This window comes from Streptomyces sp. L-9-10, from assembly GCF_004151105.1.
Lineage (GTDB): Bacteria > Actinomycetota > Actinomycetes > Streptomycetales > Streptomycetaceae > Streptomyces.
This window is the reverse complement of sequence record NZ_PHRF01000041.1, coordinates 17,790-39,792: the sequence shown is the minus strand read 5'-3', so window position 1 is coordinate 39,792 and position 22,003 is coordinate 17,790. Positions and strand designations below refer to the sequence as shown.

Below are 22,003 nucleotides of genomic sequence, written 5' to 3'. Positions count from 1 at the left end.
TCACCGTACGACGGCCTCCGACATGGCGTGCAGCCGCAGCGCCAGCTGGATCTCCAGGGCCCGCGCCGGTGACTGCCAGTCGGGGCCGAGCAGCCGGCCGACGCGTTCGAGCCGCTGGGCCACGGTGTTGACGTGGACGTGCAGCTCGTCCTTCGTACGGACCGGGCTCATCCCGGACGCGAAGTAGGCGCCCAGGGTGCGTACGAGGTCCGTGCCCCGGCGCAGGTCGTACGCGACGACCTCGCCGATGGTGCGGTGCACGAAGCCCTCGATGTCACGGGTGTCGGCGAGCAGCAGACCGAGGAAGCCGAGGTCCTGGGCGGCAGCGCCGTCGCCCGAGCGGCCGAGCAGCCGCAGGGCGTCGAGGCAGCGGCGGGCTTCCGCGTACGCCTCGGCTATCGCGCCCGGACGCGCGGCGGGTGCCTCGATGACCGAGGACGCGCCTATGGTGACGGACTCACGCAGGGCGCCGCCGAGCTGCCCGGCCGTACGTCGCGCCAGCTCGGCCGCGCTGTCGCCGGGGGCGAGCGGCAGCAGCAGGACCGTGCCGCCGTCGCGGGTGGCGGCCAGGCCCTGTCCGGTCGCCGCGAGATGGGACGCGGCGGACCACAGGCGGCGCCGGTCGGCGGTCTCCCGTTCGGTGGCTCCCGAGGCGCCGGCCGTGTCGGGGGCGGGGCCGTCGATCCGGGCGGCCAGCACCACATGCGGGGCGTCGAGGTCCGCGCGCAGCCGGGCGCCCCGCTCTCGCAGCAGGCGCGGATCGCGGTCGGGGGCGTCGAGGAGGTCGTCCAGCAGTTCGCCCCGCACCCGCTGTTCGGCCTCCCCGGCGGAGCGGCGGGCGAGCAGCAGCAGGGAGGTGACCATGGCGGCCCGCTCCAGGGTGCGCTGGTCGACGGGGTCGAGGCCGGGATGCCCGCGCAGGACGAGCGCGCCGAGCAGTTCGCCGCCGGCCGATACGGCCGCGCCCCAGACCTCGCCGTGGCGCTTGGCGCGGCCCGCGGTGCCGGTCAGTTCCAGCGCGGTCACCGAGGGGGAATCGGGGTGCGCGAACTCCACCGTGCCGTCGAGCACTTCGGAGAGCGCGCTCGCCACGTCGTGGACACCCCCGCCGCGCAGCACCAGTTCGGTCAGCCGGTCGTGCACGTCCGAGGCGCGTTCGATGACCGCGCTGTGCTCCTTGATGATCCCGTTGGCCTTCTCCAGCTCGGCGAGCGCCGTCCGGGTCTCCCCCAGCAGATTCGCGGTGTCGATCGCGACCGCCGCGTGCGCGGCGAACGAGCCGAGCAGCGCGATCTGTTCGCGCTCGAAGACCCGGGCATGGCGGTCCGCGGCGAAGAGCACACCGATGACCTGGCTGCCGAGCATCAGCGGCACGCCGAGGATGGCGACCAGCCCCTCGTCCCGTACACCGGAGTCGATGGTCGTGGTGTGCTCGAAGCGCGGGTCGTCGAAGTAGCTGTCGGTGACGTAGGGGCGCGCGGTCTGCGCGACGAGTCCGCCGAGCCCCTCCCCCATGCCGAGGCGGAGCTGCTGGAAGCGGGCCGATACCGAGCCCTCGGTGACCCGCATGTACGTGTCGCCCGCCGCCGGGTCGTTGAGGCAGAGGTAGGCGACCTCCGTGCCCAGCAGCGAACGCGCGCGCTGGACGATCGCGCGGAGCACGGCGTCCAGATCGCGCAGCCCCGCCAGGTCGTGCGCGGTCTCGAAGAGCGCCGACAGCTCGGCCTCGCGGCGCCGCCGCTCCGCGAGCTCGGCCCGTACCCGCAGGGCGAGCCGTTTGGCGTGCTCCAAGGCGGCGAGCGCCTCCGGCCCGGCGCCCTCGGCACGGGCGAGCAGCGCGGGGCGGTCGTACGCCTCCGGCGCGGCGCCGCGTGCGAGGAGCTCCAGGTAGGAAGCCTGGTCGTGGGACATGGCATCGGACATGGACACAGGATTACCCGCCCTACGGCCGGCCGCGCCAGCCCTGTGGACAACGGATGCGATGTGAACAACTCGGCCCCCCTCCCGGGCCACTGCCGGCGCCCGTCCGGGCCACCGCCAACCGGCGTCCGAGCCACCGCCGGCCCCCTCCCGGGGCACCGCCAACCCCCGTCCGGGCCACGGCCGATGCCCCCGCCGGGACCCTACAGTTACCCGCCCGAGGTCAGTGCGCGGTCCAGCCGCCATCGAGCGCGAGGGAGGTGCCCGTGATGAACGACGCCTGAAGAGTGCAGAGATAGGCCACCGCCTCGGCCACCTCGTCCGGTTCCAGCAGCCGCTTGAGCGCGGAGTCCTGGAGCAGGACATCGGCCACGACCCGCTCCCGGGGAATGCCATGTGTCTCCGCCTGGTCGGCGATCTGCTTCTCGACCAGTGGTGTGCGCACATAGGCGGGATTGACGCAGTTGGAGGTGACCCCGTGCGCAGCGCCTTCCAGGGCGGCGGTCTTGGAGAGTCCTTCGAGGCCGTGTTTGGCCGCCACATAAGCCGACTTGTACGGGGAGGCGCGCAGCCCATGTACGGAGGAGATATTGACGATCCGACCCCAGCCCTGGTCATACATGTGCGGGAGCGCGCCCCTGATCAGCCGGAAGGGCGCCTCCAGCATGACCGTCAGGACGGTGTGGAACACGTCCGGCGGGAAGTCCTCGATGGGGCGGACCAGTTGCAGTCCCGCGTTGTTGACCAGGATGTCGGTATCCCGTGCCACGCGCTCCGCCGCGTCGAGATCGGTCAGATCGAGGACTCGCGGTTCGACCGTCCCGGGCAGCCCGTCGGCCTCCTCGGCCAGCGAGTCGAGACCGTGAGCGTCCCGGTCCACTGCTCTGACCAGGGCCCCCGCCGCCGCGAGTCGCAGCGCGCAGGACCGGCCGATACCGCTCGCGGCGCCGGTGACCAGCGCGGTGCGGCCCGTCAGATCAAGAGGGAGAGAGGCGGGGACAACGGCATCGGAGGCGGCTACGGGACGGTCGGCAATGCGGGACCCCGGTGTTCGGGGGCCCGGACCCGGTACGGACTCGGGTGTGGTGGGCGCGGTCATGTTCCGCACTTTAAGGAGCGGCGTCGGCCCCGACCGATATGGTCAGCGCCCACACTTCACTCCGAACTGGTGGGTTCGAACCATGTGGGTGCATCGGTGAGCGCCTGCTTGATCCGGAAGAGCGCGAACTCCTCCAGCGCCGGCAGCGCGTCCACGGCGAACCACGCCACGTCCAGCGACTCGTCGTCGTTGACCCGCGCCTCACCGCCGACGGCGCGGCAGCGGATGGTGATGTCCATGTACTGGCACTGGTCACCATTGGGGTAGGTGACCGGCTTCAGCGCCTGGACGAGCACGACCCGTTCCGCCACACACCGCACGGCGGTCTCCTCGTACACCTCGCGCTCCGCCGTGACCGCGGGCTGCTCCCCCGGCTCCGGGATCCCGCCGATGATCGACCAGCGCCCGGTGTCGGCGCGCCTGCCGAGCAGCACACGCCCCTCGTCGTCGAAGACGATCGCGCTGACGCCCGGCAGCAGAAGGAGCTGGTGTCCGGCGGTGGCCCGGATCTCTCGGATGAAGTCAGGTGTTGCCATGCTCCGACCCTAACCGCCCGCCGTGTGGCGCCGGTTGCGCACGGAACGGACCGCCATCCACCCGAGTCCGCCCACCGCGACGGCCACCAGCACGCCTTCCGGCAGGGTGCCCAGCCGGGTGGCGGGGGTGAGCGAGGAGCGCAGCGGCACCTCGGCGACCAGGGCGTCCGGGGTGAACATCCCGGTCTGCTGGGTGATCGTCCCGTCCGGCTGGATGATCGCGCTGACGCCGCTGGTGACCGGGACGATCACGGTCCTGCTGTGCTCGACCGCCCGTACCCGCGACATCGCCAGCTGCTGGTACGTCATCTCGCTGCGGTCGAAGGTGGCGTTGTTGCTGGGCACGGAGATCAGCTGGGCGCCGTGCGTGACGGTGTCCCGTACGGCCCAGTCGAAGGCCGCCTCGTAACAGGTCGCGAGCCCCACCTCGGTGCCCGCGAGGTCGAAGACCCCGGGCTTCGTGCCGCGGCCGAAGTCCCGGCGCACCATCTCGGCGTATCCGGGGCTGATCGTCTTCACCAGCGAGCGCATCGGCAGGAACTCGCCGAAGGGCTGGATCTGCCGCTTGTCGTACGTCTCGGTCGGGCCGCGCTCCGGGTCCCACAGGATCTGGGTGTTGCGCAGCGGTCCGGTGTCGGGGGTGACGACGGCGCCGACGGAGATCGGGACCCCGATCGCCTCGGCGGCCCGGTCGATCACCTCGCGCGCGTCGGCGTTGCGGTACGGGTCGATGTCGGAGGAGTTCTCCGGCCACAGCACGAAGTCGGGCCGCGGCACCTTGCCGGCCTTCACATCGGCGGCGAGCTGGAGGGTCCTGCGTACGTGGTTGTCGAGGACCGCGCGGCGCTGGGCGTTGAACTCCAGACCGGCTCGCGGCACGTTGCCCTGTACGGCGGCGACGGTCGCGGTGCCGTCCTCGGCGGAGTCGTCGACCAGCGGCAGGGCGGCGAGCGCCACGGCGAGCGGGACGAACACGGTGGCCGCGGCGGCGGCCATGGCCCGGCGCGGGAGCGTTCCGGTCCGGCGGTACGCGAGGAGCCGGCGCAGCGTCTCGTACAGTCCGAAGCCGCACAGCACGACGGCGAAGCCGAGCACCGGCGTACCACCGAGCGCGGCGAGGGGAAGGAAGACGCTGTCGGCCTGGCCGAAGGCGATCTTGCCCCAGGGGAATCCGCCGAACGGCACCCGGGCGCGGACCGCCTCACCGAGGATCCAGACAGCCGCGGCCCAGACCGGCCACAGGGGCAGCCGGCTGACGACCGCGATCCCGAGTCCGGTGAGGCCGATGAAGAGGGCCTCGACCGCGACGAGCGCGAGCCAGGGCCCCGGCCCGACCTCGGCGCCCGTCCAGAACAGCAGCGGGAGCAGGAAGCCGAGGCCCGCGAGGTAGCCGAGGCCGAACCCGGCGCGCGCCCGCCGCCCGTACAGGCTCCAGGCGAGCAGGGCGAAGCCGGGCAGTACCAGCCACCACAGGGTGCGGGGCGGGAAGCTCGCGTAGAGCAGTACGCCGGACACCAGCGCGGCGCCGGGCCTGGCGAGACCTCGCAGCAGGCGCTGCCCGCCGCCGGGCGCGGAGGCGGGCGGAGGGGGCTCAACGGTGGTCATGGTGGCGCTCACCCGGCGGAGTCTACGGTGATCCGCTGTGCGCCGGGGAGCACGGTGATCCCTGGGCCGGTCCGCCGGGCTGCCCGTCGGCCGGCCCGTCGATCCGGCCGACGGGCGCCCGCCGATCCGTCGCTGTCGAGTAGCCCGATCGAGTGATCCGGTCGGGAGATCGCCGGGTGACCCCGCAGAACAACCCGCCATCTGTGCGCAGTAACGTTCCTCCGCGAGGTCTCCACATATCCCCACGATTGCGGTTACCGTGTGCGCCAGCCCTGACCACCATCTGACGGCCGGATCCGGCCGTCATCGGACAGGGTCCGTCACAGCTCAGGGGGTCGACGGGATGACTGCGCCGGCGGAACACTCCGCGGTACGGGAAGCCGTACGGGAACACCTCCGCGCCCCCGGGGGAGAACGAGGCCGCGGACCCGATGTGCTGGGCGCCCTGGTCCTCGGCGGCTGCGCCGTATGGCCGCTGATCAGCGCGGCGGGGCGCGACGGCAGACCCGAGGGCGCCCTGCTCGCGGTGCTCGCCGTCACCGCGGGATACGTGTTCGGCCGGATCAGCGGGTCGCTGGTGCCGGTCGCCACCGCGACCGTCGTGTCGGTCGGCGCGCTCGTGGCGGCGCTCGTATCGAGCCAGAGGACGTTCGGCACGACGGTGGCCGTCGTCGCTCAGTCGGGCGGCGCTGGCGCGGTCACCGCGCTGCTCGTCCTGGCGGCGGGCGCGGCCTGCTGCGCGGCCACGGCTGCCCGGCGGCCGGCCGCGCGCACGGCACTGCGGCTACAGGCGCTGGCGGTCGCGGGCACCGCAGTACTGCTCGGTTCCTTCGTGGGGTTCGTCGCGGCGCTCGGGGTACTGCTCTGCTCGCTGGCGGCGGCCAGGATGCGGCGCCGGCTGCTCGCCCTCGCCGGCCTCGGGCTGGCGACCGCGCTGGTCGTCGGTACGTCCTGGGCGGTGGCGGAGCGGGCGCTGCCCGAGGGGCTCTCGGTCTCGCTGGAGGGACAGCTCACCCAGTACCGGGTGGCGCTGTGGCACGACGCGGCCGAGCTGGCGAAGGCGAATCCGGTGCTCGGCGTGGGGCCGGACCGCTTCGGCGATCTCAGCCCGACCGTCTCGCAGTCGCTGGACACCGACGGCACGCCGCACTCGGCACCGCTCCAGCAGGCCGCGGAACAGGGCGTGGTGGGCGTACTGCTGCTGGGAGCGGTCTTCGGCTGGCTGCTGTACGGACTGGGGCGCTCGCCCTGCTCCACCCCGGTGGTACTGACGGCGGGCGCCACCCTGACGGCACTGGCCGTGCTGGCGAGCGTGGGCAACGCGCTGAGCTTCACACCGGTGACGGCGGGCGCGAGCCTGCTCGCGGGCCTGGCGACGGCGCGCAGGGCGGCCGGCCCGGCATAGGCTCCACGGAACGGGCCCGGACGGACTCCACGGAACGGCCCGGACATCGGCGGAACGGGCCGGAGATCGGCGGGAGCGGCTTGGAGCGGCTCGGACGCCGACGGGAGCGGCCGACCCGGACACCGGCGGGAGCGGCTCGGACGCCGGCGGAACGACGGCTCCAACCGCGGCTCAGACGCCTGCCGCGTTGGGCTTGGGGAGCAGCAGCAGCCGGCCGCGGATGACCCTCACCGCCGACTCGGCGTCGTCCACCGTCACCGTGAAGGTCCTGCCGTCGCCCAACTTGAGGACGAGTGCCTCTCCTCGGCGCACCACCACGGCGGTGCCCATCTCGGGGCGCCAGCGGTATCCCCAGCCGCCCCACTGGCGCGGGGTGACCCGGGGGACGAAGTCGGCGTCGACGACATGCGCCAGTTCGATACGCCGACGGGGCAGTCCCATGTGGCCGCAGCGCACTTCCAGGCAGTCGCCGTCGACTCTGACCGCCACATGGACGAAGGCCAGGGTGCCGAAGAGGATCAGCAGGCCCGCCGCCACACAGCCGACGACGGACATCAGCAGGGCGGTGACACCGGACGCCCAGTTGGAGTCCACGGCCAGCTGCACCCCGAGCGCGACGCACCCGGCGCCCGCGGCGGCGAGGAGCCACTGCACACGGTTGGTGGCGCGCCCGGTCCAGGTCTCGGGCAGGGGCTCGGCGCCTTGGCCCTCCTGCCGGGGGTACTCCCTCATGGCAAGCAGCGTACTCAGATTCCACCCAAGGAGGATTCTTTTGGCCGCCGAATGGAGGGCTACGTCACAGGGTCCGGCGGCCGCTCGTCCTCCGATCGCCGTTCCCGGTGAACTCCTCAACGGAACGGCGCACTCTTCCTCAGCGGAACGGCGCACTCGTCGGCACGCCCTCGGCAAGCCCTTCAGTGAACCTGGCTGACGGCGACGAGCAGCCGCCCCTCGGCATACGCCAGCGCGGGTTCCGGCAGTGCGGACTCGCGCCCGCCGAGCAGCACGGTGAGGCGCCCGGTCACCGGAACCCCGTTCACCGGACCGTTCAAGGGAACGTTCACCCCGGTGGCCCCCTGATCCGCCGAAGCGGGGACCAAACCTTCCCCGCCGTCTTCCACCCCTGCGTCAGCGGACCGCGCGCCGATACGGCGCAGCGCCTGCGCGGCGACCGCGCCTGCCGAGCCGTGCAGGACGACGGCCGGCAGACCGCGCAGCCGGAGGGCGGTACGGATACGTTCCGCGACGAGTTCGTAATGGGTGCAGCCCAGGACGACGGCCCTTACATCACGTGGGGTCAGCGCGGCGGCCGCGGCCACCGCGCGGTCGATGGCGGCCTCGTCGGCGTTCTCCACGGCGTCCGCGAGCCCTGGGCACGGCACTTCGGTGACCCCGGCGGACGCGGCGAAGTCCCGGATCAGACCGCGCTGGTAGGGGCTGCCCGTGGTGGCCGGGGTGGCCCAGATCGCGAAGGTCCCGCCGCCCGCCGCCGCGGGCTTGATCGCGGGGACCGTACCGATGACCGGCAGCCGCGGCTCCAGCTCGGCGCGGAGCGTGGGCAGGGCGTGTACGGACGCCGTGTTGCAGGCGACGATCAGTGCGTCGGGGCGGTGTCGGGCCGCGGCCCGTGCGACGACCAGCGCGCGTTCGGTGACATCTCGGGGGGTGCGGGGACCCCAGGGCATCCCGTCGGGGTCCGAGGAGAGGACGAGGTCGGCCTCGGGGCACAGCCGCCGAACCGCACCGGCCGCCGCCAGCAGACCGATGCCGGAGTCCATGAGTGCGATCTTCACCCAGTCACCATAGTCGACAGCATGTGCGGTCCGGTCGATGTGGTGCAGACTGCGGCGAATGAGCACCGTTGCCTGGATCGCCATGGGTTCGCTGGCCGCTTGGGGCTGGCTGTTGCTGGGTCAGGGGTTCTTCTGGCGGACCGACCAACGGCTCCCCGCGCGCGAGGACGGTGCCGCCGGTGAGGGTTCGCGCTACGACGGCACCGGTCACGGCCGCGACCGTGACCAGCGGGGACGCCCGGAGGGCGCCGACCACGACGATCCGAAGCGGTGGCCGTCCGTCGCTCTCGTCGTACCCGCGCGGGACGAGGCGGCCGTACTGCCCGAGTCCCTGCCGTCCCTGCTGGCACAGGTCTATCCGGGCCGGGCGGAGATATTCCTCATCGATGACGGCAGCGCGGACGGTACGGGCAGACTGGCCCGCGAACTGTCCGCGCGGTACGGCGGGCTGCCGCTGACGGTGGCCACGCCCGGTGAACCGGAGCCCGGCTGGACCGGGAAGCTGTGGGCGCTGCGGCACGGCATCGCGCTGGCCCGCGCCCGCGACCCCGAGTACCTGCTGCTGACGGACGCCGATATCGCCCATGAGCCCGACAGTCTGCGGGAGCTGGTCGTCGCGGCCAGGACGCACGAACTGGACCTGGTCTCGCAGATGGCGCGGCTCCGGGTCGCGAGCGGCTGGGAGAAGCTGGTCGTGCCGGCGTTCGTCTACTTCTTCTCGCAGCTCTATCCGTTCCGCTGGATCAACAGCCCCGGCGCGCGCACCACGGCGGCGGCCGGTGGTTGCGTACTGCTGCGCACGGAGGCCGCCGAGCGCGCGCGGGTGCCCGAGTCGATCCGTCAGGCCGTGATCGACGATGTGTCACTGGCGCGGGCGGTCAGACACAGCGGGGGACGGATCTGGCTGGGGCTGGCGGAGCGGGTGGACAGCGTGCGCCCCTATCCGCGGCTGGCCGATCTCTGGCGGATGGTCTCGCGCAGCGCCTACGCGCAGCTCCGGCACAACCCGCTGCTGCTCGTGCTCACCGTGGCGGGCCTCGCGGTGGTCTATCTGGCGCCGCCCGTCGCGCTCTGTGCCGGGGTGTTCGGCGGGGACACGGAAGCGGGGTGGCTGGGGTTCGCCGCGTGGGCGGTGATGACCGGCACGTATCTCCCGATACTGCGGTACTACCGGCTGTCGCCGTGGCTGGCCCCGCTGCTGCCGTTCACCGCGCTCCTCTATCTGCTGATGACGGTCGACTCCGCGGTGCGGCACTACCGGGGCCGGGGCGCGGCCTGGAAGGGGCGCACGTACACCCGTCCCGAGACCGCGCCGGACCCCTGAACCCACCGCGTCGCGCGACCCCTGACCCACCACGTCGCGGGAGACCGGACTTCGCGCACGGTTCACTTCCTGCCGGGCGTCCAGTTCATGCCCCAGCCATAGGCGTAATCGATGGTGCGCTGCGGGCTCACTCCGCGTTCCGGTACGAGAAAACGTGCTTCGCGCTGGACGACGAGGTCGGAGCCGGTATTGGTGATCAGGGCCAGCGAGCAGACCGTCGAGGGCACCGTGCATTCCCCGAGCGCGAAGTCGATGGGGGCTCCGTGCTGCGGCTGGAGAGTGACGGTCGCGTCGAGCTCCGCGAAACTGCGCGCGCCTTCGTAGATGGTCACGAAGATGACGACGCGACGCAGCCGGTCCTTGTGGTCGAGGTTGATCGTGAGGTTCTCGCCGCTGGAGACCGCTCCGGTCCTGTCGTCGCCGTCGAGATGGATGTACGGCGGCTGGTTGAGCGCGCCGAAGGCATTGCCGAGCGCCTGGACAACGCCTTTGCGTCCGTCGGTCAGTTCATAGAGCGCGCACAGGTCGAGATCGAGGTCGCTGTGGTTGGCGACGGCGCGGCCGAGTTTGGCGCCCCAGCCCCGGAACTGTTTGCGCATCTGCCAGTTGAGGTTGACGCGCATCGCGCCCGAGGTGCCGCCCTGTTTGGCCAGGGAGACGGACGGGGCGTCCTTCGTCAGCGTTACCTTGCTCAGCCGGACGGGCGCGGGCGCCGGAGCGGCCGGAGGCGGGGGCGGAGCCGGAGCGGCGGGCCTCGTGGTGCGTACGGGCTCGGGGCGTACCGGCTCGGACCGTACGGGCGCCGGACGTACGGGCGCCGGGGCCGCCGGGGCGGTGCGCGGCGCCGGATCGTCGACGGAGATACCGAAGTCCGTTGCCAGGCCCGCCAGTCCGCTGCCGTAGCCCTGCCCCACCGCCCGGAACTTCCAGCTCCCCTGGCGCCGGTACAGCTCACCGAGGAGGAACGCCGTCTCGACCGTCGCGTCCTGGCTCTCGTACCGCGCGATCTCGGTGCCGGAGGCGGCGTCCAGCACCCTCACCCGCAGACCGGGCACCCGGCCGAAACTGCCGCCGTCGGCCGAGGCCGCCACGACGATCCGCTCGACGGCGGGCTCGACCCGGGCGAGATCCACCGCGAGCGTGTCCGTGACGCCGTCCGGGCCGGTCTTCTTGCCCTCGTGGCGTACGGCCCCGGACGTGTGGGCCGGCTGGTTGTAGAAGACGAAGTCCGCGTCCGAGCGGACCTTTCCCGACACGAGGAGGAGTGCCGAGGCGTCGACGTCCGGCACCCCCGGTCCTGAACGCCATCCCAATTCGACGCGGACGGCCTGCGCCTGTACCGGAAGATTGGCTCCCTTAAGCATGGACATGCTCGCCCCCATCGCGAGTCGCGGTGTCCGAAGATTACCCGCGGCCAACCTAATCGCTGGAACACCGGCCGGACCCCGTCGGATCGCCGTAACCCCCCGCTAGCCTGCCCTTTACACGATCTGAACGCCATCGGACGACCGTTTTTCCCATGTTCGCTCGCATTGGGGATCCGAAGTCACCCACAGCTCCCGAAACAACCCCCTTATCGGACTCCCCAACCGGCACATGGTGGGCTTAACTTATGTCCTATGACCTCCCCCCGCGCCACCTACGGCGGCGGTTACTACACCGCGCCGTCGTTCCCGGACACCCCTATCTACGACTCCCTGGTCGCGGAGCGGGGCACGCCTCAGATCGCCCCGATCCGAGTGCCTTCCGCCTACGACACGGGCAACAGCTATCTGCCGGCTCTGCCCGCCGCGCTGCCCGCCCTCCCGGCGGCTCCTTCACCGTCGGCCGCCTCGTACTCCTCGTACGGGGGCGGCTACCAGCAGCAGGCGCAGCAGCCCATGCCGCTCCAGCACGCGCCCGCGCCGTACATCCCGCAGCAGGCGCCGCCCCGGGGCTACCCGGGCCAGCAGCCCCAGCAGCAGGCGCAGCCGCAGCGCCCCATGCCCGGTACGGGCTATGAGGCGATGCGTCCGGCGGCCTCGCGTCCGGTGCCCGCCGCGCAGCCCACGCACACGCAGTACGACGATCCGTACAACCGGCCCTACCAGACGCGGGGGTACTGACAGCGCGGGGACGGTTGGGCAGTGAGGTAGTGAGGCAGTGGTGACGGCTCGGCCGTAGTGACAACGCGGGAGCGCCGACGGCACGGACGTACCGACGGGGGGTACTGACCTGCCGGGGTCCCGGGGTGGCCGGCAGGACGTCGCCTGGCGCTCGCGCGCTCGACGCCCTCAACTCCTCGGTCGCGCAAGGAGATCATTCGGACGAGGGCCCGCTTCCCATGGAACGGTTCCGGCCGAATTCCGTGGTGGCCGGGGCCGGACGAGTACGTCTCCGGAGGACGGAGGACGGCTGGCGGCGACTGGCGGCGCATCGCTGTGGGTGAGGTCGCGCTTCCCGTCCCGAACCACGCCTTCCCGGACGCCCGTTCGTCCGGCGTGACACCTGTGCGAAACCCACGCGTCACAGGAACACCACCCGGTATCCCACACGTTACGTGCAGGGGGCATCGAGGTGAGCTTGCTCTCTCTTGCGGTCCCTCGCGCGTAAATCCCGCTCCCTACGGCTAAAAGGGACACGGGAAGGAGGTGCGGGACTGTGCGCATCATCGTGGGACTCTGGCGCTGGCGGCACAATCCCCTGCGCCGAGGCACCGATCTCGTGGAGGCCTGGGTCGCGCTGACAGCGGTGCTGCTGTTCGCTCTCGCGACCCCCGCCGTTGGCTGGATCTGCCGCAACACCCTTGACTCGTCACTGAGGGACACCGTTCGCGTCCAGCACGAGCAGCGGCATCGCACGACCGCCGTGGTCGTTGACCGCGCGGCCGACCAGCACCACACCGCTTACGACGCGGAGTCACTCTCGAAGCGCTCCTCGGGCACCCGCGTGACCGCCACCTGGTACGCGGTGGACGGCAGCGCGCGGACCGGCACGGTCTCCGCCCCGCTGCGCGATCCGCGCGCCGGCGACACGTTCAGCATGTGGACCGACCGGCGGACCGACAAGCAGGTACGGGGCCCGATGAACGCGACCAGCGCGCGCGTTCACGCGGTCCTGGCCGGATTCGGTGCGACGGCCCTGGCCGTCGGACTCGTGGAGGGCGCGCGGCGGTTGATCGTATGGCGGCTCGTACAGCGGCGCTACCGGCGGCTCGACCGCGCCTGGGCCGCAGCCGGTCCCGACTGGGGCCGTACCGGCGCGGGCAGTTGAGGCGATGCCCTCCCGGCCGTCGAGGCGGCACATCCTGGCAGCCGAGACGAAGCCCAGTATGAGGGCCTGTCTTCAAAGTCCCGCCTGCTCGGCGGCGTCCGGCACGCACGCTCGCGGCGTTGTCGGGATCACCCCAGTACGTCCAGTACTGGGGCGACCCTCCGCCTTGCGATCGCACGCACCGGACGCCGCCGAGCCCGCCCTCCGGGCGGACGGCGCTACTTTGAAGACAGGCCCTGGCCGTTCACGTCAACTCGGCGCCTCCACGCGCGCTACGGTGGTGCCGCCCGGTCCGCCTTCGCGGCCGGGGTCCGGGGCCGGTACCCGGGACGGCAGAGCACGCGCACACGCACGAGGTGGGGGCACAGCAGCGCCATGGCACAGGGCACGGTCCAGGTGACGCACACCGGAACATCGCGTTGGCGGCGCCGCACAGGCGAATACGCCTCCCTCGCCGCTGCCCTGGAGGCCGCCGGTGACGGCGACGTCCTCACGATCGCCCCGGGCACCTACCGGGAGAATCTCGTCGTCACGCGGGCGGTCACGCTGCGCGGCCCGGAGGGCTCGCTCGGCTCCGTACGCATCGCGCCCGCCGACGGGGTACCGCTGACCGTGCGCGCCTCCGCCACCGTCCAGGACCTCCATGTGGAGGGACAGGACTCGGCGGCCCCCGCGCTGCTCGTCGAGGACGGCACACCGGAGCTGTCGGATCTGCGGATCGTGACGCGCTCCGCGGCCGGCCTGGAGGTGCGCGGCGCGGCCCGCCCGACCGTCCGCCGCTGCACCGTCGACAATCCGGCCGGGGTCGGCATCGGCGTACTCGACGGCGCGGGCGGGGTGTTCGAGGACTGCGAGATCGTCGCGGCGGGACAGGCCGGTGTCTCCGTGCGCGGCGGCGCGCATCCGCGGCTGGAGCGCTGCCGGATCCACCACGCCTCGGGCTCGGGGCTGTCCGTCACCGGCGAGGGCAGCGGTCTGGAGGCGGTGGGCTGCGAGATCTACGAGATCAAGGGCACCGGCGTGCAGATCGCGTCCCGGGCCGCCGCCCATCTCACCGACTCCTCCGTGCACCGCACCTCGGCGGACGGGATAACCCTGGACACCGACGCCGTACTGACCCTCTCCGACTGCGATATCCACGACATCCCGGAGAACGCCGTCGATCTGCGCTCCCGCTCGGTGCTGACGCTGACCCGCTCGACGGTGCGCCGCTTCGGCCGCAACGGGCTCTCCGTCTGGGATCCGGGCACCCGCGTCGACGCCAACCAGTGCGAGATCCACGACAGTACGGGCGACTACCCGGCCGTCTGGGTCAGCGACGGCGCGACCGTCGTGCTCGACTCCTGCCGGGTGCACGACGTACCCGACGCGCTCTTCGTCCTCGACCGCGGCTCGCGCGCCGATGTCGTGGACACCGATATCTCGCAGGTGCGCAACACGGCGGTGTCCGTGAGCGACGGGGCCACCGCGCAGCTCGACGACTGCCGGATCAGGGAGGTGTCCACCGGGGCCTGGTTCCGTGACCACGGCAGCGGCGGCACGCTCAACTCCTGCACCATCGACGGCGTCCAGACCGGCGTCATCGTCACCAAGGGCGCCGACCCCACCATCGAGCGCTGCACGGTCACCTCGCCCGCCGAGGCCGGCTTCTACGTCTCGGCCGAGGGCCGGGGCACCTTCCACAGCTGCCGGGTGACGGGCAGCGGCGGCTACGGCTTCCACGTGATGGACGGCTGCCGTACGACGCTCACCCGGTGCCGTACGGAACGGTGCGCGCGCGGCGGGTACGACTTCGCGGAGGACGGGCCGACCGTCGAGGACTGCACCAGCGACGAGAGCGGTGTACTGGCCCCGCCGACGCCGTCCCTGGAACCCTCGGCCGTGCTGACCGCGACCCAGTCCACCGGGCTCCTCGGCTCGGTGCCGGCGCAGAGCACGCAGAGTGCCACCGCCCAGCTCACGGACGCCGTCCCCGGGGTGACGACACCCGCCCGTGCCTCCGAGGCCGTCCTCGGCGAACTCGACTCTCTCGTCGGCCTCGACAGCGTCAAGCGCGAGGTCCGGGCGCTCACCGACATGATCGAGGTCGGCCGCCGCCGCAAGGAAGCGGGCCTCAAGGCGGCGTCCGTCCGCCGTCATCTCGTCTTCACCGGCTCCCCCGGCACCGGCAAGACGACCGTGGCCCGGCTGTACGGCGAGATCCTGCACTCACTCGGAGTCCTGGAGCGCGGCCATCTCGTCGAGGTCTCCCGGGTCGACCTGGTCGGCGAGCACATCGGCTCGACCGCGATCCGTACGCAGGAGGCGTTCGACCGGGCGCGGGGCGGCGTGCTGTTCATCGATGAGGCCTATGCCCTCTCCCCCGAGGATTCGGGGCGGGACTTCGGCAAGGAAGCGATCGACACCCTGGTGAAGCTGATGGAGGACCACCGGGACGCGGTGGTGGTGATCGTCGCCGGGTACACCGCCGAGATGGAGCGGTTCCTGACGGTCAACCCCGGTGTCGCGTCCCGGTTCTCACGGACCATCACCTTCAGCGACTACGTGCCCGAGGAACTGCTGCGGATCGTGGAGCAGCAGTCGGAGGAGCAGGAGTACCGGCTGGGCGAGGGCACGGCCGAGGCGCTGCTCAAGTACTTCACGGCGCTGCCCAAGGGGCCCGCCTTCGGCAACGGCCGTACGGCGCGCCAGACGTTCGAGTCGATGGTGGAGCGGCACGCGGGCCGGGTCGCCCAGCTGCCGGAGACCAGCACGGACGACCTGACCCTGCTCTACGCGGACGATCTGCCCGAACTGCCCTGACCCTCGGGTTCCCGTTCGCCCCGCTGCGTGGGCAGCGCCGCCGGGGGCAGCCGGTCGAGCAGCGCGGCGCGTTCCTCCGCGAAGACCGGGTCCGCCTGGTAGTCGGAGTGGCCGAGGATCGGCTCGGGCAGTGGATGGAGCACCGTACGGCTGTAGGCGAGCGGGTCCCTCAGCGGCCCGCGGTCCACCTCCGGTCGGTCGCCGTCCTCGGGAACCCGCACCGGGCCGCCGATCGGGTCGGTGGACCGCCACAGATTGCGCCAGCAGTGCACCTCTCTGCTCAGCTGCCCCAGTTGCTCGGCGCCGAAGTACGCGGGGAACCAGCGGCCGTACAGCCGCTCCAGCGGTGAGCCGTACGTCAGCAGCGCCACCCGGTGACGGGTCGCGGACCGCAGCTGCCAGACGGCCGCCGCGGCCAGCACACTGCCCTGGGAGTGGCCGGACAGAACCAGCCGGCCACCGGTGCGGCCGGTCCAGGAGAGGATCCGCCAGGTGAGGTCGGGGACCGCGCGCTCGGCATAGCAGGGCGGCGCGAAGGGGTGGGCCGCGCGCGGCCAGAACGTACCCACGTCCCAGAGGATGCCGATGGTGCGCCGGGCTGAGGCGTCACGGTAGGCACGCCGTCCCCAGGTGACGAAGAGCAGGAAGCCCAGGCCGACCAGCCAGGAGCCGATCGACTGCGCGGTGTCGGCCACGGACTCGACGAAGGAGTCGGTGCCTTCCGCGGCCTCCCCCGGCACCTGTCCGCTCAGCCATGACCCGGCGACCGCGCCCGCGCCGAGCAGCAGGGAGGCCCCGGAGAGCACTCCGACGAGCCGGGGCGCGTAGTCGGTGAGCGCGGCCCTGGCCCGCGCGCCCGCCACCTGGCGGGTACGGAAGGGGTCCGCCGTCTCCTTCTCGTACTCCCGCTCGATCAGCGGGGCCAGCCTGCGGGCGGCCCGTACGGTACGGACACCGAGGACGGCGACCGGGATCAGCAGCAGCACGAGCAGTACGGGGATCACCGAGGCCTGCCAGCTCAGCAGCACCGGCGGGCCCACGATCGCTCCTTCGTCCATGCCGGGGGTGGCGTCCCCGTCGAGCCAGTCGGCCACGCGCTGGGCGACGCCGCCGGTCATCACCCCGCCCAGGGCGCAGGCGAGCATCGCGACGGCGGGCCCGCCGAGGCCGCGCATCGCGATCCGTGGATGCGGCGCGCGGCGGTGCAGGACCTGGGCCGTGACGACGAGCACGACGATCAGGGCGATCTGTGCCAGCGCGAGCACCAGGAAGGTCAGGTTGCCGGGGAGCCCGCCGGCGGAGACCCAGCCGGGCCTGGACCAGGCGGCGTGGACGACGGCCAGGACGAGCACGCCGAGCGCGGTGGCGGGCAGGGCGCTGATCAGCAGCTTGTCGAGGGAGCCGTCGCGCTTGCGCTCACTGCGGCCCCGGCTGCACACGACCCAGAGCACAACGGCCGCGCATCCGGCCAGCGTTGCCTGGAGCAGCAGCCCGAGCGGGCCGAGCGGGCCGGCGTCGGCGCTCCGGTCGTGGTCGGTGGCGGCGGCCGTGAGCGCCGCCGCGATGGTGAGGAAGCCTGCGGCGGTGTGGGCGGCACGGAGCCGGGCGACCAGTCTGCGTCCGTACCAGAAGCCGGGGCGGCCGAGGGCGGGCCGTACCGTCACCGGGTCGTCGCTCGCGGCCCGGCCCTCGTCCACGGCCCCGCTCTCGTCCGCGGCCCGGCCCCCGTCAGCGGCCGACGCTCCTTCGGTGCCGGGCGCCTCGCGCGTGGCGGCGGGTGCGCCGACGGGGAGCTCGTCGGTGGGCGGGCGCTGTGCCTCGTACGCGCTCCAGGTCCGGTTCGAGAGGTACCACAACAGCACCACCAGCGCGGTGGGCACCACGGCGGCGAGGGCCAGCCTGCGCCCCGGCTGCGACCACCAGCCGTGCTGCTCCGGCGACAGGAAGCCGAGCCAGGAGCGGTCCGCGACGCACCGCGCCGATCCGGCGCACTGCCACGCCGTCAGATCGAGCGCGACCTCGCAGGCCGCGGCCGTCAGCAGCACGGTGAGAGTGAGCGCCACCAGCCGTACCAGCACGCCGTACAGCCGCTGCGACCTGCCCAGGCCCTTCGTGGCCGGCCGCATCCAGTGCGCGAGGTTGACCACCATGAACGGGAGCAGCAGCAGCCACAGGGCGCGCGAGCCATTGCCCGAGGTGAGATTGGACCAGCAGTACGCCTCGGGGACCGGCCGGCCCCGGTAGCGCTCGGGGTGGAGCTCGGCGTCCACGTCGTCGGCGCGCCGGTAGACGGCGGCCGTCTCGTCTCCGGTGATCCTGACCGTACGCGGATCGTCGAGCATCTTCTGCGGGGTGGCCCCGCCGACGCCGTGGACCAGAAGTTCGAGCGCGGTTCCGCCGCTTCGCGGATCCGGATCCGGTGATTCTGGGGACACTTCGGTGGCTCGCTCTCGGAATGACTCGGTACGACGGCGGGGCCGCCCCGGCCCCCACTGAATCTCCCCTCCCTCCGAGTCCGCCAACCACCGGAGCGTGCGCCGGAACCGCATGGGAGGATGAAGCCCCTGACGACCGAACACGACGACGTGGAAGGACCGGCCCTGCGGTGAGCGACAACCAGAATCTTCTCGCGGAGCAGCGCCGTGCCCTGATCCTGGACGAGGTGCGCCGCCGCGGCGGGGTCCGGGTCAACGAGCTGACGCGCAGGCTCAGCGTCTCCGACATGACCGTGCGCCGCGATCTGGACGCGCTGTCGCGCCAGGGTGTCATCGAGAAGGTGCACGGCGGCGCGGTGCCGGTGGTCGAGGCCAGCACGCACGAACCGGGCTTCGAGGCGAAGTCGGCGCTGGAACTGAGCGCCAAGGAGGACATCGCGCGGGCGGCGGCGGCCATGGCGGTGCCCGGCAGCGCCATCGCGCTGTCCGGCGGTACGACCACGTACGCCCTGGCCCATCATCTGCTGGACGTACCGGATCTGACCGTGGTGACCAACTCGACGCGGGTCGCCGATGTGTTCCACACGGGCCAGCGGGCCGCCGGGGGCGGGGGCGGCCAGCGGCCGGGGGCGGCGATGGTGGTGCTCACCGGAGGGGTCCGTACGCCGTCGGACTCGCTGGTCGGCCCGGTGGCGGACCAGGCGATCCGCTCGCTCCACTTCGATGTGCTCTTCCTCGGGGTGCACGGCATCTCGGCCGAGGCCGGTCTGTCCACCCCGAACCTCGGCGAGGCGGAGACCAACCGGCACTTCGTACGGTCCGCGCGCCGGGTGGTGGTCGTCGCCGACCACACCAAGTGGGGGACGGTGGGGCTGAGTTCCTTCGCGACGCTGGACCAGGTCGACACGCTGGTGACGGACTCGGGACTGCCGGCCGCGGCCCGTGAGGAGATCGCGGAGTACCTGCCGGGGCTGGTGGTGGCGGGCGATCCGGAGGGGCCGGCGGAGCCGCCGGAGAGCGAGCCGACGGGCGGAGCCGTACCGCGGCAGGACGACTAGGGCCTCTCGTTCGGATCATGCCGGGCGGGACGTGCGGCTCCGGGCGGGACCTGCGGCTTACGATCGCCGGGTGAGCGCCTTCCGTATCGACCGCACCTCACCGCTGTCCGCCGACGAGGTCTGGCGCCGGCTCACCGACTGGCCGGCCCACGCGCACCAGGTGCCGCTGACGCGGATCTCCGTCCTGACGCCGGGTCCCACCCGCACCGGAACCGTTTTCGTCGCCCGCACCGGACTCGGCCGCGCCGCGTTCGACGACCCGATGGAGGTCGTCCGCTGGCAGCCGCCCGCGCCGGGCGTCCCCGGCCTCTGCCGGCTGGCGAAGCGCGGCCGGGCCATCACGGGCTGGGCCGAGATCCACGTACGGGAAGCGGCCGGCGGGACGCTGGTGCGCTGGGAGGAGGAGCTGCGGATCGGTCTGCTGCCGAGGCCGCTCGCCCCGCTGACCGAACGTGCCGGAAGGGTGGTGTTCGGGCGCGCCGTTGACCGGCTGCTGCGTCACTGAGACCGTGTCCACCCCGCGTGATGTCGGCCGAGGACGCGTCAACTTCCGTCCTGCGGGCCGGACATGATCACTCCGCTGTGACCTTCGCCCCCTTCGCTCGTTTGGCCTGTTGAGCAGCGCCGAGCGACGACGCGTCAGCACATGCGGAAGGGCACCGTCCCCATGCCGACCCACCGACAGCCGACCGACAACGCCACAACGGGCCCGCGTCCCGGCGTCAATGACGCCGAGGCCGCCCTCGTCGAGCACTACCCGCGGCTGGTCCGGCTCGCCTATCTCACCCTCCCTCCCGCACTCGGCCGCCACCGACGCGTCCTCACCGCGCACGCCACCGTCCAGCATGTGCTGCCGGCCGCGCGCAAGGGCGGCCCGCGGGCGCGGGTGCCGGGACAGCGCACGCCGAGCGGCTCCGCCTACGCCTGGCTACGGGGTCAGGTGCTGCGCGCCGCGCTCACCCATGACCAGCCGTCGCCCTGGTGGCGGGTGCGGGCCTCCCGGCCGCGGGCCGGCCTGCCGCTCGTCGTGGGGCTGCGGCTCTTCCCCCGGGCCGGCGGCACCGACGAACTCGCCCTGGACCAGGCCCTGTCCACGGTCAGCGCGCCCGCGCGCGCCGCGCTCTCCCTGCGTGTGCTGGAGGGCCTGTCCGAGCAGGCGGTGCGCGCTCTGCTGGAGGACGCCGGGGTGGCGGACCCGGCCGCCGCCGTGCGTACGGCGGAACGGCTCGCCGCCCACCGGGACGGCCGGGCCGGAAAGCTGCTCGGTACCGCGGAGTTCGACCCCTGTACGGTGCACACCCGGCCGACCGATCTGCTGCGGCGCAGGCAGCGGTCCAGGATCGCGGCGGCGGCCGTCGCGATCGCGCTGGCCGGGGCGGTGCTGGCGGTGTCCCTGCCCGAGGACGGCGCCCCGGAGCGATCCGTCGCGGGGGTCCGCGGGGACGGCTACCTCTACGGTCCGGCCGGTACCGCGGCGCTCGCCCGCGCCCTCGACCCGGCCCTGCTGGAACGCGCGCCGCGGGACGCGTGGGCCAACACCTCCCGGATCGACTTCTCCGTCTGGCCTGCCAGGGGCGGCCGTACCGACGACACCGCGCTGCTGAAGCGGGCGCTGCGCGTCTGGGGCGGCCCGGGGCCCGCCGTCAGGGTCTCCGCCACCCCCGGCACCGGTACGGCGCCGCCCGCGCAGCCGCCGCGTCTGCTGTACGCGGGCGATCTGGACGGGGCGGCGGTGGTCCTGCTCCACGACGGCCAGCGGATCGTCCGGTACGCGGAGCCGGTCGCGCCGCGGGTGCCGGTGCCGAAGCGGGGGCCACTGCCCGGGTCGGAGCCGCTGCCGGAGTCGCTGCCGGAGTCGGGGAACCGAGGGGAGCCGGCGCCCGGCACGGACGCGCCGTCCCTGGCCTTCGCCCGCGCCGACCAGGCGGATATGACGACGGCCGCCGCGCTCACGGTCGGCCGTACCCCGGACGGAGCCCGCTATCTGCTCGCCCCCTGGATCGCCGGGTCGGCCACCCGCGATCTGCTGGCGCCCGACACTCCCGCCCGGGGCCTCGACGTCTCCGCCGACGGCGTGACCGGCGCCGTACCGGCTCCGGCGTCCGGCGGTGACTGCGTGGCCTGGCCGGTGCTGGAGCTGCGCTCCTCGGAACGGATCGTGGAACGGCATTCGTTCCTCGTCACGGACCTCGGCGAACCCTCCCCGGCGCATCTCACGTACACCTCGCTTCCCGGCGACGCGCCCGCGCGCGGCCCCCAGGAGGCCACGGGCGGTCCGGCGCTGCTCAGCTGGGCGCGTACCGCGTGCTCGCTGCGTACGCTGCGCGGCTCCGGCGTACGGGCCGTCAACAACTGGGCGTTCGCGGAACAGTCGCTCCCGGAATCGGGCGGGCGGTCCACCTGGGTCTGCACGCGGGCCGACACCTGGCGCGGCCCCGGCCGGATCCTGGTGCAGTTCCAGCGGCCCGCGTCCGTGGCGAACGCGCCGGGCACGGTGGTGGCCGAGAAGGGGAACACCGCGTCCTGCGGCAGGTACGGGCAGCACATCCTGGCGGGGACACGCTGGAAGTCGCCCTCGGGGAAGTGGTTCCTGCTCGCCGCGGGCAGCCGCGATGTCACGCGGATCGAGGCCACCGGCAGCGTGCGGGCGGACACGAGGGCGACGACGCTGGCGGTGCGGGCGCCCCGGGAGGGTTCCGTACGGCTGTCGGCGCGGCTCACCGGCGGGGGCGGCCTCCGGGCGATCGGCTGAGAGGCCCAGAGCCCCTCCGCGC

Annotated in this window: 16 protein-coding genes and 1 pseudogene; 9 read left to right on the top strand and 8 right to left on the bottom strand. The window is 73.0% G+C overall.

Translation table 11 applies throughout. The annotated features are described in order from the left end of the window. The 4 genes from CU044_RS10795 to lnt form a co-directional block, all read right to left on the bottom strand. Entirely contained in the window at positions 1 to 1,923 is a 1,923-nt protein-coding gene (locus CU044_RS10795; RefSeq protein WP_240045484.1) for a GAF domain-containing protein, read from the bottom strand. A 220-nt stretch (positions 1,924 to 2,143) separates the two neighbouring features. Further along, on the bottom strand, positions 2,144 to 3,019 hold the full coding sequence (locus CU044_RS10790; RefSeq protein ID WP_129768293.1) for a 3-hydroxybutyrate dehydrogenase: 876 nt from the start codon (positions 3,017 to 3,019) through the stop codon (positions 2,144 to 2,146). A gap of 56 nt (positions 3,020 to 3,075) precedes the next feature. Further along, positions 3,076 to 3,555: an NUDIX domain-containing protein gene (locus tag CU044_RS10785; RefSeq protein ID WP_129768292.1), complete on the bottom strand. Its 480-nt coding sequence runs from the start codon at positions 3,553 to 3,555 to the stop codon at positions 3,076 to 3,078. Between the two features lie 9 nt (positions 3,556 to 3,564). Beyond that, complete coding sequence (gene lnt, locus CU044_RS10780) at positions 3,565 to 5,172, bottom strand: apolipoprotein N-acyltransferase (protein WP_129768291.1); 1,608 nt, start codon at positions 5,170 to 5,172, stop codon at positions 3,565 to 3,567. A gap of 331 nt (positions 5,173 to 5,503) precedes the next feature. On the opposite strand from lnt, the gene CU044_RS10775 reads away from it, so the two are divergent. Beyond that, positions 5,504 to 6,565, top strand: coding sequence for an O-antigen ligase family protein (locus CU044_RS10775; protein ID WP_129768290.1), 1,062 nt, complete (start codon positions 5,504 to 5,506; stop codon positions 6,563 to 6,565). 171 nt (positions 6,566 to 6,736) lie between these two features. Here CU044_RS10775 and CU044_RS10770 read toward each other — a convergent pair whose 3' ends face one another. After that, complete coding sequence (locus CU044_RS10770; protein WP_129768289.1) at positions 6,737 to 7,297, bottom strand: hypothetical protein; 561 nt, start codon at positions 7,295 to 7,297, stop codon at positions 6,737 to 6,739. A gap of 182 nt (positions 7,298 to 7,479) precedes the next feature. Next, complete coding sequence (locus CU044_RS10765; protein ID WP_240045483.1) at positions 7,480 to 8,358, bottom strand: aspartate/glutamate racemase family protein; 879 nt, start codon at positions 8,356 to 8,358, stop codon at positions 7,480 to 7,482. 58 nt (positions 8,359 to 8,416) lie between these two features. On the opposite strand from CU044_RS10765, the gene CU044_RS10760 reads away from it, so the two are divergent. Next, complete coding sequence (locus CU044_RS10760; RefSeq protein ID WP_129768287.1) at positions 8,417 to 9,682, top strand: glycosyltransferase; 1,266 nt, start codon at positions 8,417 to 8,419, stop codon at positions 9,680 to 9,682. Between the two features lie 62 nt (positions 9,683 to 9,744). Here the strand turns inward: CU044_RS10760 and CU044_RS10755 are convergent, their stop codons facing one another. Then, positions 9,745 to 11,052, bottom strand: coding sequence for a TerD family protein (locus tag CU044_RS10755; protein WP_240045482.1), 1,308 nt, complete (start codon positions 11,050 to 11,052; stop codon positions 9,745 to 9,747). 249 nt (positions 11,053 to 11,301) lie between these two features. Between CU044_RS10755 and CU044_RS10750 the strand changes: the two genes are divergently transcribed. From CU044_RS10750 to CU044_RS10730, 4 genes and pseudogenes are all read left to right on the top strand, one after another. Continuing rightward, a complete protein-coding gene (locus CU044_RS10750; protein WP_129768285.1) occupies positions 11,302 to 11,787 on the top strand; it encodes a DUF6643 family protein in 486 nt (161 codons plus the stop codon). A gap of 155 nt (positions 11,788 to 11,942) precedes the next feature. Further along, a pseudogene (locus CU044_RS39480) lies at positions 11,943 to 12,041 on the top strand (MOSC domain-containing protein); the annotation flags it as partial. Positions 12,042 to 12,322: 281 nt separating this feature from the next. Beyond that, complete coding sequence (locus CU044_RS10740) at positions 12,323 to 12,934, top strand: hypothetical protein (RefSeq protein ID WP_165371850.1); 612 nt, start codon at positions 12,323 to 12,325, stop codon at positions 12,932 to 12,934. 375 nt (positions 12,935 to 13,309) lie between these two features. Beyond that, positions 13,310 to 15,736: a right-handed parallel beta-helix repeat-containing protein gene (locus CU044_RS10730; protein WP_129768282.1), complete on the top strand. Its 2,427-nt coding sequence runs from the start codon at positions 13,310 to 13,312 to the stop codon at positions 15,734 to 15,736. On the opposite strand, the gene CU044_RS10725 is transcribed toward CU044_RS10730, so the two are convergent. Then, a complete protein-coding gene (locus tag CU044_RS10725) occupies positions 15,706 to 18,171 on the bottom strand; it encodes a hypothetical protein (RefSeq protein WP_129768281.1) in 2,466 nt (821 codons plus the stop codon). The two genes, CU044_RS10730 and CU044_RS10725, sit on opposite strands and share 31 nt — an antisense overlap. Before the next feature lie 170 nt (positions 18,172 to 18,341). Between CU044_RS10725 and CU044_RS10720 the strand changes: the two genes are divergently transcribed. From CU044_RS10720 to CU044_RS10710, 3 genes are all read left to right on the top strand, one after another. Further along, the gene (locus CU044_RS10720; RefSeq protein ID WP_129768280.1) at positions 18,342 to 19,229 is read left to right on the top strand and encodes a DeoR/GlpR family DNA-binding transcription regulator; all 888 of its coding nucleotides are present in this window, start codon (positions 18,342 to 18,344) and stop codon (positions 19,227 to 19,229) included. A 70-nt stretch (positions 19,230 to 19,299) separates the two neighbouring features. Then, the gene (locus CU044_RS10715; protein WP_129768279.1) at positions 19,300 to 19,734 is read left to right on the top strand and encodes an SRPBCC family protein; all 435 of its coding nucleotides are present in this window, start codon (positions 19,300 to 19,302) and stop codon (positions 19,732 to 19,734) included. A 162-nt stretch (positions 19,735 to 19,896) separates the two neighbouring features. Then, positions 19,897 to 21,981 carry a hypothetical protein gene (locus tag CU044_RS10710; RefSeq protein ID WP_129768278.1) on the top strand — a complete coding sequence of 695 codons (2,085 nt, stop codon included), beginning with the start codon at positions 19,897 to 19,899 and terminating at the stop codon, positions 21,979 to 21,981. Positions 21,982 to 22,003: the final 22 nt, after the last annotated feature.

What these genes read in the sequence shown, in the direction of transcription:
- CU044_RS10795 (WP_240045484.1), bottom strand. Translation starts at nt 1,923, where the DNA reads ATGTCCGATGCCATGTCCCACGACCAGGCTTCCTACCTGGAGCTCCTC.
- CU044_RS10790 (WP_129768293.1), bottom strand. Translation starts at nt 3,019, where the DNA reads ATGACCGCGCCCACCACACCCGAGTCCGTACCGGGTCCGGGCCCCCGA.
- CU044_RS10785 (WP_129768292.1), bottom strand. Translation starts at nt 3,555, where the DNA reads ATGGCAACACCTGACTTCATCCGAGAGATCCGGGCCACCGCCGGACAC.
- CU044_RS10775 (WP_129768290.1), top strand. Translation starts at nt 5,504, where the DNA reads ATGACTGCGCCGGCGGAACACTCCGCGGTACGGGAAGCCGTACGGGAA.
- CU044_RS10770 (WP_129768289.1), bottom strand. Translation starts at nt 7,297, where the DNA reads ATGAGGGAGTACCCCCGGCAGGAGGGCCAAGGCGCCGAGCCCCTGCCC.
- CU044_RS10760 (WP_129768287.1), top strand. Translation starts at nt 8,417, where the DNA reads ATGAGCACCGTTGCCTGGATCGCCATGGGTTCGCTGGCCGCTTGGGGC.
- CU044_RS10755 (WP_240045482.1), bottom strand. Translation starts at nt 11,052, where the DNA reads ATGTCCATGCTTAAGGGAGCCAATCTTCCGGTACAGGCGCAGGCCGTC.
- CU044_RS10750 (WP_129768285.1), top strand. Translation starts at nt 11,302, where the DNA reads ATGACCTCCCCCCGCGCCACCTACGGCGGCGGTTACTACACCGCGCCG.
- CU044_RS10730 (WP_129768282.1), top strand. Translation starts at nt 13,310, where the DNA reads ATGGCACAGGGCACGGTCCAGGTGACGCACACCGGAACATCGCGTTGG.
- CU044_RS10710 (WP_129768278.1), top strand. Translation starts at nt 19,897, where the DNA reads ATGCCGACCCACCGACAGCCGACCGACAACGCCACAACGGGCCCGCGT.